The organism is Vogesella lacus (assembly GCF_979366295.1).
In genome coordinates this window covers 201,853-216,683 of sequence record NZ_CEETQT010000008.1, presented here as the reverse complement: position 1 = coordinate 216,683, position 14,831 = coordinate 201,853, and the positions used below count along the sequence as shown (strand labels likewise).

The 14,831-nt window shown below is 57.9% G+C and carries 15 protein-coding genes; 7 read left to right on the top strand and 8 right to left on the bottom strand.

The genetic code is table 11. From position 1 onward, the window contains the following. Nucleotides 1–22: 22 nt before the first annotated feature. The 5 genes from ACZ9W6_RS12190 to ACZ9W6_RS12170 form a co-directional block, all read right to left on the bottom strand. Nucleotides 23–1,816, bottom strand: coding sequence for a GGDEF domain-containing protein (locus ACZ9W6_RS12190; protein WP_465191432.1), 1,794 nt, complete (start codon nt 1,814–1,816; stop codon nt 23–25). 78 nt (nt 1,817–1,894) lie between these two features. Then, entirely contained in the window at nt 1,895–2,188 is a 294-nt protein-coding gene (gene ftsB, locus ACZ9W6_RS12185; protein WP_465191431.1) for a cell division protein FtsB, read from the bottom strand. A 3-nt stretch (nt 2,189–2,191) separates the two neighbouring features. After that, nucleotides 2,192–3,475: a phosphopyruvate hydratase gene (eno, locus tag ACZ9W6_RS12180; RefSeq protein ID WP_465191430.1), complete on the bottom strand. Its 1,284-nt coding sequence runs from the start codon at nt 3,473–3,475 to the stop codon at nt 2,192–2,194. 87 nt (nt 3,476–3,562) lie between these two features. Next, nucleotides 3,563–4,414 carry a 3-deoxy-8-phosphooctulonate synthase gene (gene kdsA / locus ACZ9W6_RS12175; protein ID WP_465191429.1) on the bottom strand — a complete coding sequence of 284 codons (852 nt, stop codon included), beginning with the start codon at nt 4,412–4,414 and terminating at the stop codon, nt 3,563–3,565. 57 nt (nt 4,415–4,471) lie between these two features. Further along, entirely contained in the window at nt 4,472–6,112 is a 1,641-nt protein-coding gene (locus ACZ9W6_RS12170) for a CTP synthase (protein ID WP_465191428.1), read from the bottom strand. A gap of 360 nt (nt 6,113–6,472) precedes the next feature. On the opposite strand from ACZ9W6_RS12170, the gene rpmB reads away from it, so the two are divergent. Both rpmB and rpmG read left to right on the top strand, forming a co-directional pair. Next, complete coding sequence (rpmB, locus tag ACZ9W6_RS12165; RefSeq protein WP_026107616.1) at nt 6,473–6,706, top strand: 50S ribosomal protein L28; 234 nt, start codon at nt 6,473–6,475, stop codon at nt 6,704–6,706. A gap of 40 nt (nt 6,707–6,746) precedes the next feature. Then, nucleotides 6,747–6,902, top strand: coding sequence for a 50S ribosomal protein L33 (gene rpmG / locus ACZ9W6_RS12160; RefSeq protein ID WP_465011864.1), 156 nt, complete (start codon nt 6,747–6,749; stop codon nt 6,900–6,902). A 103-nt stretch (nt 6,903–7,005) separates the two neighbouring features. On the opposite strand, the gene ACZ9W6_RS12155 is transcribed toward rpmG, so the two are convergent. Together ACZ9W6_RS12155 and ACZ9W6_RS12150 are read right to left on the bottom strand one after the other, a co-directional pair. Beyond that, nucleotides 7,006–8,238: a UbiH/UbiF/VisC/COQ6 family ubiquinone biosynthesis hydroxylase gene (locus ACZ9W6_RS12155; protein ID WP_465191427.1), complete on the bottom strand. Its 1,233-nt coding sequence runs from the start codon at nt 8,236–8,238 to the stop codon at nt 7,006–7,008. A gap of 64 nt (nt 8,239–8,302) precedes the next feature. Continuing rightward, nucleotides 8,303–9,220 carry a LysR family transcriptional regulator gene (locus tag ACZ9W6_RS12150; protein ID WP_465191426.1) on the bottom strand — a complete coding sequence of 306 codons (918 nt, stop codon included), beginning with the start codon at nt 9,218–9,220 and terminating at the stop codon, nt 8,303–8,305. A gap of 166 nt (nt 9,221–9,386) precedes the next feature. Here ACZ9W6_RS12150 and ACZ9W6_RS12145 point away from each other — a divergent pair, with 166 nt between their 5' ends. The 3 genes from ACZ9W6_RS12145 (at nt 9,387) to ACZ9W6_RS12135 (ending at nt 12,211) form a co-directional block, all read left to right on the top strand. Continuing rightward, entirely contained in the window at nt 9,387–10,256 is an 870-nt protein-coding gene (locus tag ACZ9W6_RS12145) for a DMT family transporter (protein WP_465191425.1), read from the top strand. 103 nt (nt 10,257–10,359) lie between these two features. Next, entirely contained in the window at nt 10,360–11,316 is a 957-nt protein-coding gene (locus tag ACZ9W6_RS12140; protein ID WP_465191424.1) for a hypothetical protein, read from the top strand. 118 nt (nt 11,317–11,434) lie between these two features. Next, entirely contained in the window at nt 11,435–12,211 is a 777-nt protein-coding gene (locus ACZ9W6_RS12135; RefSeq protein ID WP_465191423.1) for a hypothetical protein, read from the top strand. Here the strand turns inward: ACZ9W6_RS12135 and ACZ9W6_RS12130 are convergent. Further along, entirely contained in the window at nt 12,190–12,396 is a 207-nt protein-coding gene (locus tag ACZ9W6_RS12130) for a hypothetical protein (protein WP_465191422.1), read from the bottom strand. The genes ACZ9W6_RS12135 and ACZ9W6_RS12130 overlap by 22 nt on opposite strands. Before the next feature lie 144 nt (nt 12,397–12,540). Between ACZ9W6_RS12130 and ACZ9W6_RS12125 the strand changes: the two genes are divergently transcribed. Next, nucleotides 12,541–13,746: a glycine C-acetyltransferase gene (locus ACZ9W6_RS12125; RefSeq protein ID WP_465191421.1), complete on the top strand. Its 1,206-nt coding sequence runs from the start codon at nt 12,541–12,543 to the stop codon at nt 13,744–13,746. Nucleotides 13,747–13,792: 46 nt separating this feature from the next. Further along, nucleotides 13,793–14,821, top strand: coding sequence for an L-threonine 3-dehydrogenase (tdh, locus tag ACZ9W6_RS12120; protein WP_465191420.1), 1,029 nt, complete (start codon nt 13,793–13,795; stop codon nt 14,819–14,821). The last annotated feature ends 10 nt before the right edge of the window (nt 14,822–14,831 follow it).

Sequence of the window (14,831 nt, the reverse complement as noted above, 5' to 3'; positions counted from 1 at the left end):
GAAAGGTTGGCCGCAGAGAGGATCAACCAGCCTGTTCGGCTGACAGGGTGCGGTTTTTGCCGGCCAGCTTGGCCTGATACATGGCGCGGTCGGCGCGTTCGATTACATCGGTATCGCGTTCGCCCAGATGCCATTGTGCGACGCCGGCGCTGAAGGTCACCACCAGTCTGTCCTGATTGGCCAGATAGAAGTTCTTGGTCAGCTCGCGCTGCAGGCGCTGGATCAGCTCGACACCTTCCAGCCACGGGGTGTCCGGCAGCAGCACGACAAACTCTTCGCCGCCGAAACGTGCCACCACGTCAGAGGTGCGCAGGCTGCGATGCATCATGTCGACCAGGAATTTCAGCACCTCGTCACCAGTCAGGTGGCCATAGCGATCATTCAGCTGCTTGAAGTTGTCGACGTCGATCAGGGCAACTGACAGCGGCTGGCCATTGCGCTCGGCGCGGCTGATTTCACGTTCGAAGTATTCTTCCAGGCCGCGGCGGTTGTAAGCGCCGGTCAGCTGGTCTTCCTTGTTCTTGATACTGGCAGTTTCGAGGGCGGTTTCCAGTTCGCGGATACGCTGCTGGGCACTTTGCACCTCGTCACGCGCTGACAAAAGCTCTTCGCGTGAACTGCTGAGGTCGGTCTGCATGCTGGCGGTGTCGGCCAGCAAAGATTGCAGGATGCCGTTGATTTCCTGCACATCGGTGGTGTTGCGGATACGGTCGCTGTGATTGCTGATCTTCTGGTGGAAGTCGCCGGTACTGTCGGCCATGGTCGACAGCTTGGCAAGGAAGGTGTCCAGCAGGGCGCGCAGCGAGTTGGTCGCCTCGTCCAGCGAGTTTTTCAGCGTGCCTTGCTTGTAAATCACATCCTTGAGGCTGGCTTCCAGCTGATAGATGTGCTGCACCGAGATGTGCGGCTGCGACAGCAGCTGCTGCAGATTGCTGATCTGGCCGACCAGATAACTGTCGCTGCGGTTGAGTTCGGCGACATTCTGCAGCATCAGCTGCATCAGATTCGACAGGCCGGTTACCAGACGCTCTTCGTCATGCGACTGCATTTCGAGGCGAATCAGGAAGCTGCGCAATTGCGGGAAGAAGCCGTCAATCTCGTGTTCCAGCTGGATGGACGACAGGCTGGTACGCACGTCGCTGAAGTGCTGGGCCAGCTCCGGATAGTGCACCAGACGTGGTTCGATGCCGAACTTCAGCGTGTAATCGAGAACCTCAGCCCAGGTGCGCCATTGGTTGCTGACGCTTTGTGTCACCACACTGCCATTGTCGGCAGTCGTCACCGGGCTGTTTGCCGGTGCTGGCGGTTCGGCGGTTTCTACCGTGCTGGCGGCGCCAGGCTGCAGCCAGCCATTCACCAGATTGCCAAGCTTTTCGGCCAGGTCATCCGGGCTATTGCCGAATGTCAGCAGCACGCGATCCAGCGCGGTCTGCTTGTATTGTTGATTGATGCCAGGCGTACGGACTTCCCACGCCTTGATCAGGTTCATGATCAGCTCGCCCCAGCTCTGGGTTTGCTGTTGGCGGCGGGTGCTGAGTTTGGTCAGCTCGATAGTGAGCTGCGGAACGAGCTCCCACTTTTCGTCATCGATGGCACGGCGCAGCTTGGCCATGGCAATCTTGGCGCTCGGATCTTCGGCCGGCAGGCTTTCGTAAGCTCTGAGCAGCAACTCGGCCAGCTTGTTGCGGCCGTTGACAGGCTCTCCTATCAGCTCGTAGAAAACGCGTTCGAAATTGTCCGGTGTCGGCAACAATTTGCGTAACGTGAGTTGCTTCAGCGTTTCTCGGGCGGTGTCGATAGGATTGTGCGTCGTCATGGACCAGACCCTGTAACTTTTATGACTTGCCATCTGATTTTGTGGGAGCCGGTTGCAAATAACCAAGTGCCGATTTGATTATGGTGTATTGCGAACCGTAGTTTTGTCCAGTAGCTGAAAGAAAACTTCGTCTTCACGAATCATGCCCAGCTCGTTGCGGGCACGTTCCTCTATGGCTGCCGAGCCTTGTTTCAGGTCCTGGATTTCGGCTTCGAGAGCAGCATTGCGGCCAACCAGAACGGTGTTGGCCGCATGCTGTTCTTCAACCTGGGTGTCCAGCTGCCAGACCCTGACCCAACTGCCCTTGCCTAGCCACAGGGGCCATTGCAGGGCAGTGATCAGGATGATCAGTGTCAGGGTCAACCAGCGCATGACTTACTTCAGGTGGTAAAAGGCGGAACGGCCCGGATAAACGGCAGCATCACCCAGCTCTTCTTCGATACGCAGCAGCTGGTTGTACTTGGCCATGCGGTCGGAACGCGACAGCGAGCCGGTCTTGATCTGCATGCAGTTGGTCGCAACGGCCAGGTCAGCAATGGTGCTGTCTTCGGTTTCGCCGGAACGATGGCTCATTACGCTGGTGTAGCGGTTACGCTTGGCCAGGTCAACGGCTTTCAGGGTCTCGGACAGGGTGCCGATCTGGTTCACTTTAACCAGCAGCGAGTTGGCGAGGCCGCCTTCGATGCCTTGAGCCAGGATCTTCGGATTGGTCACGAACAGGTCGTCGCCGACGATCTGCACGCGGTCGCCCAGACGATCGGTCAGCAGTTTCCAGCCAGCCCAGTCGTGCTCGCTCATGCCGTCTTCGATGGAGATGATCGGGTACTTGTTGACCAGAGTCTCCAGGTAGTCGGCGAACTGCTCGGAAGTCAGTGCCAGACCTTCGGCGGTCAGGTGGTACTTGCCATCCTTATAGAACTCGGAAGAGGCGCAATCCAGTGCCAGCATCACGTCCTGACCGGCAACGTAGCCGGCAGCGTCGATGGCTTCGAGGATCAGGGTGATGGCTTCTTCGTGGCTCTTCAGGTTAGGGGCGAAGCCGCCTTCGTCACCAACGGTGGTGGCGTAGCCTTTGCTGTCGCACAGTTTCTTCAGTGCGTGGAAGATTTCGGCGCCACAGCGCAGTGCTTCGCGGAAGGTTGGTGCGCCAACCGGGATGATCATGAATTCCTGGATATCCAGGGTGTTGTTGGCGTGCTCGCCACCATTGATCACGTTCATCATCGGCACTGGCAGCGACATCGGGCCGGCACCACCGAGGTAGCGATACAGTGGCAGACCGGCATCTTCGGCAGCTGCGCGGGCAACGGCCATGGATACGGCCAGCAGGGCATTGGCGCCCAGGCGGGACTTGGTCTCGGTGCCGTCCAGCTCGATCATGGTCTTGTCGATGAAGGCCTGGTCGGAGGCGTCGAGGCCAACGATGGCTTCGCAGATTTCGGTGTTGATGTTTTCAACAGCCTTCAGGACGCCTTTACCCAGATAGCGGGATTTGTCGCCGTCACGCAGTTCCAGTGCTTCTTTTTCGCCGGTGGAGGCGCCGGACGGTACAGCCGCACGGCCCATTACGCCGGATTCCAGCAGTACGTCTGCTTCAACAGTCGGGTTGCCACGAGAGTCGAGGATCTCGCGGGCGATTACGTCGATGATTGCGCTCATTGCATCTTCCTTGCAGAAAGTAAATCAATCAAAACCGTGAATTCGGTGCGGCCAACCTTGTAGCAGCTTGGCCGCGGAGTCAATGAGTTACAGCAAAGTCTCGGCAAGCGGCTGTCCCTTGACCAGCGCGTCAATTTGCTTGAGGGTTTGCAGCAATTCTTTCATGCGTCCCAGTGGCCAGGCATTCGGGCCATCGGACAGGGCGCATGGCGGATTCGGGTGGGTTTCCATGAACAGGCCGGCGATGCCGGTTGCTACGGCTGCACGTGCCAGTACCGGTACGAATTCGCGCTGGCCGCCGGAGCTGGTGCCCTGGCCGCCTGGCAGTTGTACCGAGTGAGTGGCGTCATACACGACCGGGCAGCCGGTTTCTCGCATGATGGCGAGGCTGCGCATGTCGGAAACCAGATTGTTGTAGCCGAAGGAGGCACCGCGCTCGCAGGCCATGAAGCTGTTCGGGTCGAGGCCGGCTTCGAGGGCGGCTTCGCGCGCCTTGTCGATCACGTGCTTCATGTCGCCCGGTGCCATGAACTGGCCTTTCTTGATGTTCACCGGCTTGCCGCAAACGGCAACGGCACGGATGAAATCGGTCTGGCGTGCCAGAAAAGCAGGGGTTTGTAGTGCGTCAACTACAGCAGCAACGTGTGGCACCTGTTCTTCGGTGTGTACATCGGTCAGCACCGGTACGCCGATCTGGCTGCGTACCTTGTCCAGAATGCGCAGGCCTTCTTCCATGCCGAAGCCGCGGAAGGATTTGCCGGAAGAGCGGTTGGCCTTGTCGAAGCTGGACTTGTAGATGAAGGGGATGCCCAGTTCGCTGGTGATTTCCTTGAGCTGGCCGGCGGTGTCGAGCGCCATTTGCTCGCTTTCGATCACGCACGGGCCGGCAATCAGGAACAGGGGCTGGTCGATACCGATGTTGAATCCGGCAAGTTTCATGATGTTTTCCTCAGGCAAAAACAAGGTTGGCCGCATTTGCGGCCAACCTTGTCAGGATCAGGCTTGGGTCTTGTCTGCTTGATACGCCAACGCGGCTTTCACGTAGGCAATAAACAGCGGATGGCCGTCACGCGGGGTCGAGGTGAATTCCGGGTGGAACTGGCAGGCAAAGAACCAGCGGTGCTTGTCCAGCTCGATGGTTTCGACCAGTTTCTCGTGACCGGCAGAGACGCCACTGATGGTCAGGCCGGCGTCTTTCAGGCGCTGTACGTAGTGATTGTTCACTTCGTAGCGGTGACGGTGACGCTCGGTAATCACGGTATTGCCGTAAACACGTGCGGCCAGCGAACCTTCGTTGAGGTCGCACTGCTGGCTGCCCAGGCGCATGGTGCCGCCCAGATTGGAGTTCTCGTCACGGGTTTCGATCTTGCCGTCGTGGTTGACCCACTCGTCGATCAGGGCAACGACCGGGTAGTCGGTTTCCAGATCAAACTCGGTAGAGTTGGCACCAGTCATGCCGGCAACGTCGCGTGCGTATTCGATCAGTGCGATCTGCATGCCCAGGCAGATGCCCAGGTAAGGGATGTTGTTTTCGCGGGCGAACTTGACAGCCTTGATCTTGCCTTCCACGCCACGCTTGCCGAAGCCGCCCGGTACCAGGATGGCATCCATGTCGCGCAGCGACTCGGCACCATCACGCTCGATCTCTTCCGAGTCAACATAGATGATGTTGACGTTGGTGCGTGTGTGTACGCCGGCGTGCTTCAGTGCTTCGGACAGCGATTTGTACGACTCGGTCAGGTCAACGTACTTGCCGACCATGGCGATATTGACAGTGTTGTCCGGATGCTCGATGGCATCGATGATGCGATCCCAGGTCGACAGGTCGGCCGGTGGCAGCTCAAGCTGTAGCTGTTCGCAGATGATCTGGTCGATGCCCTGGCCATGCAGCATGGCAGGTACCTTGTAGATCGAGTCCGCGTCGTAGCAGCCGATAACGGCATTTTCTTCGACATTACAGAACAGGGCGATCTTGCGCTTTTCGTCTTCCGGCAGCTCACGGTCCATACGGCACAGCAGGATGTCCGGCTGGATGCCGATTTCGCGCATTTCCTTTACCGAGTGCTGGGTCGGCTTGGTCTTGATTTCGCCGGCAGCAGCAATATACGGTACGTAGGACAGGTGCACGAACAGGGTGTTCTTGCGACCCAGACCCGAGCGCATCTGGCGGATGGCTTCGAGGAATGGCAGCGATTCGATATCGCCGACTGTGCCGCCGATTTCGACGATGGCAACATCAGCTTCGCCGGCGCCTTCGCGAACTTTCAGCTTGATTTCGTCGGTGATGTGCGGGATAACCTGCACGGTGCCACCTAGGTAGTCGCCACGGCGCTCCTTGGTGATCACGGACTCGTACACCTGGCCGGTAGTGAAGTTGTTGCTCTTCTTCATCTTGGCCTTGATGAAGCGCTCGTAGTGGCCCAGGTCAAGGTCGGTCTCGGCGCCGTCTTCGGTTACAAAGACTTCACCGTGCTGGAACGGGCTCATTGTGCCCGGATCGACGTTGATATATGGGTCGAGCTTAAGCATGGTGACTTTCAGCCCGCGAGACTCAAGAATGGCGGCGATAGACGCGGCAGCGATGCCCTTGCCCAGGGAGGACACCACACCACCGGTAACGAAGATGTACTTGGTCATGGGATTGCAACTCAGTTGGAATCGTTGATTTTAACCGATTTTTTGCTGTTTTTGAAATGGGCTAAGCACGATGCGGGGTGATTTTTTTAGTACTGCGGCGTGTTGACAAAGCACTCGTAATCAGCCTGTTTTTGCGGACTGGTGATGTATGTTTGCCTCAGTATCAATGACTAATTGCAAGTCATTGCTGCACATTCGGCAAGTCTCGGGTATTATCGCGGATTCTTCTTTTATTGGCCGATGCTACATGGCGAATCGCTGCAATCTTCCTTCGATGTGAGAGTGCGGGATCGTCTTGTCGAGTGGCTGCTTAATATGGTATAAATCGACCTTTATACCGGCTTTTGGGAGTGATTAACCATGGCGCGTGTTTGCAAAGTCACCGGCAAGCGTCCGATGACCGGGAACAATGTGTCCCACGCCAACAACAAGACTAAACGTCGTTTCTTGCCGAACCTGCAATATCGCAAGTTCTGGGTAGAAAGCGAAAACCGCTGGGTACGTCTGCGTATTTCTAACGCAGCTCTGCGTACCATCGACAAGGTGGGTATCGACGCCGTTCTGGCTGACCTGCGTGCTCGCGGCGAACTGTAATTAATTCGTCCGTCGAAACCGAAGACTTTAAGGAATAGCCATGCGCGACAAGATCAAACTGGAATCGACCGCTGGTACCGGTCATTTCTACACCACCACCAAAAACAAGCGTACTATGCCTGAGAAAATGGAGATCAAAAAATTTGATCCTGTTGCTCGCAAGCACGTGATTTACAAGGAAATCAAGCTGAAGTAATTCGGCAAGATATCCAGCAAAAAGCCCCTTGATCTCCAAGGGGCTTTTTGTTTTTCTGCTATGTTGTTGCGGCCAACATCAGGTTGGCCGCAAGAGGTCGCTGTTAGCGCAGGCCGGGCAAGCCAGGCAGGGCAATGCCTTTGGCCAGTGGCGAAAAGCCCAAGGCATAGCGCACGATTTCACGTTTCAGCGGGCTGGGGCGGTTGGCCAGTTTCAATGAAAACTGGCGTAGTAGGCGTAGCGGAGTGACTTCGTTGCTGAAACCGTAGCAGAACGCATCCATCAGCCTCTGCATGGCATGGTTGGGTGCGGTGCGCTGGCGCTGGTACTGGCGTAATAGTGCTTCGCTTCCTTGATCCTGCTGCTGTCTGGCCGCTTCGTTGATCAAGGCTGCCAGGCATTTCACATCCTGAAAGCCGAGATTGACCCCTTGGCCGGCGAGCGGATGGATGGTGTGGGCGGCATCACCGGCCAGCACCACACGCCCGCGGAAGTAATGCTGGGCGTGGCGGCGCGTCAGGGCGAAGCTGCCACGGGATACCAGTGATGTCAGCCGGGGCAGGCGATCGGGAAACTGGCGGGTAAAGGCGGTAAGCAGTGCCTGTTCGTCCATCTGCTCAAACTCGCGCACGACCTCCGGGCGCTCATACCAGACCAGCGAGGCGTAGTCGCCAGGCAGTGGCAGCAGGCTTTGCGGGCCGTGCGGGGTAAAGCGTTGCCAGGTAATGTCACGTTCGCCACCTTCAATCGCCACGGTCGCAACAAAGGCATGCATGGGGTAATCATGCGCATCCAGGCCAATGCCGGCCAGTCTGCGTGTCTGCGAGTTGGCACCATCAGCGGCTACCAGCAGCTTGGCGCGGAATTCGCGGCCGCTTTGCAGTCTGATCTGGCAGTAATCATCGTGCTGGCTGAAAGAGGCCAGCGCATCGCCACTGATCAATTCGATATTGTTGTGCTGTTGCATGGCCTGCAAGCAGCCCAGCTGGACAATGCGGTTTTCGATGATGTGGCCTAGTTCGGATTCGCCGATTTCATCGGCACTGAACATTGTGCCGTTACTTTCCTGACCTTCCCAGACCAGCATGCGCTGATAGGGAGCTGTACGCATGGCACTAATCGCAGACCAGGCGCCGATGCTTTCCAGCAGCTGGCGCGAGGCGGGGCTGATGGCCGAGACGCGCAAATCAGGCGGGCTGTCTGCTGCGAACTCATCCGGCAGACTGGTTTCCAGAACGTGGATGCGATAGTGGCTGGCGGCACAGGCCGCCGCCAGCGCCGCACCGACCATGCCGCCACCCACGATAAACAGATCACTGTATTCGAGCATCATCATGCCTCACCGGTCAGAAAATGGCCCTGACTGTAACAGCCAGCCCGTCTTGCTTTCTTGGTCTGGGTCAAATGCTGTCCAGCGCAGCTTGCAGGCGCGGGATGATGAAGGACATGAAGGCCTGATACTTGCGCGGCATGGGCTGGTGATAGGCAAAGACCAGAAACACCGGCCAGCCGGCCGCACGCCACTGAGGCAGTACCGGGGCAATCAGGCCGCGTTCGACCAGCGGTTTGGCCATATAGCTGGGCAGCAGACCAATGCCGTGATGTTCTTGCAGGATGTTGGCCACCACCGAGTACTGGTTAACGGTCAGCTTGGGTTCGACAATGACGGTGGCCGTGGTTTCCTCGCAAGCCAGTCGCCACTCGCGGCCCAGCTGGCTGTAAAAACTGTTGCTGATCAACTGGTGGTCCGCCAGTTCGGCAGGGGTTTGTGGTGCAGGATGCTTGGCCAGATAGTCAGGGCTGGCGTACAGCGTTTCCCAGACCAGGCCCACCGGGCGGGCGACCAGGCGGTCATCGTGGACATTGCGGGTGCGCAGGGTAAAGTCCAGGCCTTCGCTGACCGGGTCCTGGATCCGGTTTTCAACTTGCAATTCGATATTGAGTGCCGGGTAGAGCATGGCCAGTTCGGCCAGTAGCGGGCCGACCAGCTGCTGGGCCAGGCCGGCCGAGCAGCCGATGCGCAGATTGCCCTCTACGCTGTCGCGTGCCTGCTCGATATCATTGCGGACATTGTCCAGCAGTTCGCGCAGGCGGGTAGCGTGTGCGGCCAACCTGTGACCGCTTTCGGTCAGCGCGACGCGGCGGGTGTTGCGCAGCACGAGGACAGTGCCCAGTTCCTGTTCGAGTTCCTTGATCAGCTGGCTGATACGACTTTTGGCGCAGTGCAGGGCTTCAGCCGCAGCAGTAAAGCTGCCGTGACGGGCTAGGGCATCAAAGGCGAGCAGGGCATCGGGGGATAAAGCAGGCGTTGTTTTCATTGCAGAACAATCTGTTTAGCTTCTGGTGGGTGTTCGATAGTGTAACGCGGGTTTAAGCTATTTATCACCTCGCTGTCATCTCGATAGTGATTTGCGATGGTTGATGCACTCCAGTGTGACCTGCGGCCGGCATAATGTCGGCCATTTTTTATTCTTTGGTGTTTCGATGTTGCCTTATCTCGCACTGAGTGTGGCCATGCTGTTGTGGGCCAGTTCTTTTATCGCGCTGAAAACCGTCTTTCAGGTGTTCGATCCGGTGTTCGTGCTGTTCTGCCGCATGGTGATTGCTTTGGTCTTGCTGCTGCCCTTGCTGTACTGGCGTGGTAGTCGCTGGCGCTATCGCAAGGGTGACTGGAAGTGGCTGCTGCTGCTGGGCTTGTGTGAGCCATGCCTGTATTTCCTGTTCGAGGCACAAGCCTTGCTCTACACCAGTGCTTCGCAAGCAGGGCTGATTACGGCAACCTTGCCGGCTCTGGCGGCAATCGGTGCCTGGTGGTTTTTGCGCGAGAGGCTCACCGCTACTGCCTTGTCCGGTATCGCGCTGTCGATGGCAGGCATTATCTGGCTGACCGTCAGTAGCGAGCGCAGCGCCTCGGCACCGAATCCCTTTCTCGGCAATCTGCTCGAGTTCATCGCCATGATCTGTGCAACTGGCTATGTGCTGATTGCCAAAAAACTGTCCGGGCGCTACTCGGCATTGGCAATTACGGCCGTCCAGACCTTGATGGGGTGCTTGTGGTTTGGTACCGGCTTGCTGACGCCTTACGCCAGTTGGCCGCAACACTTCCCGCCGGATGCGATGCTGTGGGTGTTCTATCTGGGGGCCTGCATCACCTTGGGGGCTTATGCCTTGTATACGTGGTCAGTCAGCAAGGTGCCGGTGGCAATGGCGGCGGCCTTTATCAATCTGATCCCGGTCTTCACACTGGTTCTGGCCGCGATATTCCTCGGCGAGCACCTTGAAGGCGTGCAGTGGATTGCCTGCGCGCTGGTTTTGCTCGGGGTTTTCATCAGCCAGCGACCGCAGCAGGCTTGAGTTTGCTGTCATCTCGCCGATAGTATAAGCATTGCCCGTAATTATGCTCCCAGGGAAAACAATGACTATTAATCGGCATGTCGGTCTGATCTTGTTGGCGGCAATGTCTCAAGCTTTTGCATCAGGAGACCCGCACGCTGCACCTGCGCCGGCGCATGCCCCCGCTCCCGCCCCGGCGCATGCCGCGCCTGCGGCCGCACATGCGCCTGCCAAGCCGGTGCCAGCACCGGCCGCGCCGGCTGCCCATGCGCCGGTGGCCGAGAAAAAACCGGAAGAACTGGCACCGTCCATCCGTCCGCTGTCTACTGCGATTCACCCGCCACGCAAGGCGATTCATCCGGTTTCACCTTATGCCAAGCCGGCCGTTCACAAAAAGGCAAGCAAGTCATCACATGCGGCCAAGGCGCACGTAGCTGCCGATGAATCCAGCCGGGCACTGGATGCGGCGGTGATTATGCTGGGCAAGCTGGGTGGCAAGCATGGCGAGGCGGCCGGTGCGATTCTGAGTTGTGACGACAGCAACAGGAACCGCCTGCTCGAGCGTGGCAAGCGTGCTTATTACGTGGTGCAGAATCCGGGTAACCAGCTGGCCAGTGGTGACGCGGCGCTGACCTATGCGGTGCGCCAGCTGAATGTCCCCGTGCTGCTGATTACGGCAAGGCCCGGTTGCAAGGCTGTCGATATGGCGCGTTCCGATTACTCGCGCGCGCCAGCCGAGCTGCAAAAGCAGTTGTCTACGCTGTTTATCGACAAGGATGTCAGCAATAACGAGGCACAGCTGCAGAATCTGGACAATCAGGTTGAGGCGGCCATGCTGAGTTTTGGCGGCGAGGTCGAAAGCGGCCGGCTGGCAATTGTCGGTGCCTACTATGATGTCAGCGGCGCGCTGGGGCAGGGCAAGGGGCGACTGGTAGTGGCTAATCTGAATGGCGAGAAAGAGCGCAAGGAGATTTCACGTTTGCTGGCACGCCATAATCTGTCGAATGCCGCAACTGGCATGACGGCTCCGCTGCTGCTGGATACACATGCAGAAGGCAAGCCTGCTGCTGGCGGTCACTAGATTCGGTTTGTTGTTTTAATCATGTTGGCCGCAAGACCAGACGATCTTGCGGCCAACATTGTTTGTACGCCATTCCTTTGCCACTATGAATGATGGCCCTTACCGGGCGAGGTCTATCATGGTGCGCTTCCTGTTATTGCTGATCAGCAGCCTGCTGATCAGCGTCTTGCATGCTGCAGATTTGCGCATTCCGCTGCGTGGCGGTGGCGACTCCCGCTACTTTCAGTCCTTGCTTGAAGTCTTGGCCAAGGAGGGGGGCCAGGGCCAGCATCTGCAGTTTTTCCCCGAAATGCCGAACCGTCGTGCTGATGTGATGCTGGAGCGTGGCGAGCTGGACGTTTACTGGTATATCCGTACCCCGCAACGCGACCAGCGCTTTTTGCTGGTAGATGTGCCGTTGACCGAGGGTTTCATCGGCCGGCGCATCCTGATGACACGCCCGGATTTGCTGCCGCGCTTTGCCAATATCCGTACGCTGGATCAGCTGCGTGAGTCGGGTCTGACAGCATTGATGGGTGGTGGCTGGGCGGATATCGCCATCTGGCGTGAGGCGGGTCTTGCGGTGCGCGAGCAGGTGATGACAACCCCCGAGCTTTATCGTCAGGTGGCTTCGGGTATACGCGGCAGTGATTACTTTGCGCGTGGCAGTATCGAGGTGATGCCGGAACAGGCGATCTGGGCTGGGCTCAAGCCGGTTCCCGGGCTGGTGCTCAGTTATCCGGGGGATTTCTATTTTTATGTGTCACCGCGCAAGCCCGAGCTGCAGCGCTGGCTGCAGACACAATTATTACAGGCAGAGAAGTCCGGTTTGCGCCATCGATTGTTTGTCGAGCACTACGGCAAGGTGCTTGGCCAGCTCGAGATGGCCAGGCGTCATGAAATCCGTTTGCGCTGAATCTTGACGGCAAACCATTGGCAGGATTGGCCGCTGTGTCTTTGCACATCGAGGCAGGGCAGGTTGCGGCTCTTGAACTGCATGGCCTGGCAGGCATAAGGGAAGCTTGCGTCGTGACTGATCTGGAAATAGCGGCAGTCGAGGCAGGGCTGGCGTTTAGGCCGGGTGGTGCTGGATTCGGACATGTTGTCGGGCAGGCACAGCTGGCAGTCAAAAAAAGCGGGTAACTGTTCCTGATAAATTATCTGGTCAGTACTTACAATGGTGACAATTTTATCAGCTCATGCTTTCCACTGCAGCATGAGCCTACCGTGTCAGGAATACTTGCCATGAATCATACCTATCTTGCCCACCTGCAAGCCACGCTCAACCAGATCCGCGCTGACGGTTTTGAAAAGCCGGAACGCGTGATTGCCACGCCACAACGTGCCGGCATCACCCTCAGCGGTGGCCGTGATGTGTTGAACTTCTGCGCCAACAACTATCTGGGTCTGGCTGACGATGCGCGCCTGATCGAAGCGGCGAAGAAGGGCCTGGATGATTACGGTTACGGCTGCGCTTCGGTGCGCTTCATTTGCGGTACCCAGCAAGTACACAAGGATCTGGAAGCCGCGGTTTCCGGCTTCCTCGGCACTGACGACACCATTCTGTATTCCAGCTGCTTCGATGCCAATGGCGGCGTATTCGAGACCCTGCTGACCGAAGAAGACGCAGTGATCTCCGACGAGCTGAACCACGCCTCCATCATCGATGGCGTGCGCTTGTGCAAGGCCAAGCGTTTCCGTTACAAGAACAACGATATGGCCGATCTGGAAGCGCAACTGATTGCTGCCGAATCAGCCGGTGCGCGCTTCAAGCTGATCGTGACCGATGGCGTGTTCTCGATGGACGGCATCATTGCCGACCTGAAAACCCTGTGCGATGTGGCCGAGCGTCACGGTGCCATCGTGATGGTGGATGACTCGCACGCTGTCGGTTTCATCGGCGAAAAAGGTGCCGGCACGCCGGAATTGTGCGGCGTCTCCGACCGTGTTGATATCTATACCGGCACACTGGGCAAGGCCTTGGGCGGCGCGTCGGGTGGTTATGTCTCGGGTCGTCAGGCCATCATCGACCTGCTGCGTCAGCGTTCGCGTCCGTATCTGTTCTCCAACACGCTGGCACCGGCCATTACTGCGGCCAGCCTGAAGGTGCTGCAGATTCTTGCTACCGAAGAAGGCGCCACGCTGCGCGCCAATCTGAAGCGCAATGCCGACTACTTCCGCAGCGCAATGAGCGAAGCGGGCTTTACCCTGGTGCCGGGTCAACACCCTATCATTCCGGTGATGCTGGGCGATGCCAAGCTGGCAGGCGAGATGGCGGCGGCGCTGCTGGCTGAAGGCGTGTTCGTGACCGGCTTCTCCTATCCGGTGGTACCGAAGGGCAAGGCACGCATCCGCACCCAGATGTCGGCAGGCCACACGCTGGAACAGGTCAAACATACCGTGGCGGCCTTTATCAAGGTTGGCCGCGAGCTGGGTGTTATCTCCAAATGATTGTCGGTTGGCTGCGGCCAACCTGGTATTAAGGATGCAACAAAGCATGAAAGCACTAGCAAAACTGCAAGCGGCTCCGGGCCTGTCGATGACCGATGTCCCGATGCCGGAAGTCGGCCACAACGATCTGCTGATCAAGATCACCAAGACCGCGATCTGCGGCACAGACATCCATATCTGGAACTGGGATGACTGGGCACAGAAGACGATTCCGGTACCGATGCACGTAGGCCACGAGTACGTGGGCGTGGTCGCCGGCATGGGTTCGGAAGTGCAGGGCTTCAAGATCGGTCAGCGTGTTTCCGGCGAAGGCCACATCACTTGCGGCTACTGCCGTAACTGTCGTGCCGGCCGCCGCCACCTGTGCCGCAACACCACCGGCGTGGGTGTCAATCGTGAAGGCTCGTTTGCCGAGTATCTGGTGATTCCGGCCTTCAATGCCTTCCCGATTCCGGATGATGTGTCCGACGATCTGGCATCGATCTTCGACCCGTTCGGTAATGCCGTGCATACCGCGTTGTCGTTCAATCTGGTCGGCGAGGATGTGCTGATTACCGGCGCAGGCCCGATCGGCATCATAGCGGTGGCGATTGCCAAGCATGTGGGTGCACGTCATGTGGTGATTACTGATGTCAACGATTACCGTCTGGATCTGGCACGCAAGATGGGCGCGACCCGTGCCGTCAACGTTGGCCGCGAAGACCTGAAAACCGTGATGACCGAACTGGGCATGACCGAGGGCTTTGACGTTGGTCTGGAAATGTCGGGCAACCCGCATGCCTTCCGCCAGATGCTGGACACCATGAATCACGGCGGCAAGATTGCCTTGCTGGGTATTCCACCGGCGGATACGGCCATCGACTGGAATCACGTGATCTTCAAGGGTCTGGAGATTAAGGGTATCTATGGTCGCGAGATGTTTGAAACCTGGTACAAGATGGTGGCGCTGATCCAGTCCGGCCTCGATATCTCGCCTATCATTACGCATCACTTCAAGGTGGATGATTTCGAGGCAGGTTTTGCCGCGATGTTGTCCGGCCAGAGTGGCAAGGTCATTCTCGACTGGCAGTCCTGATGACACGACC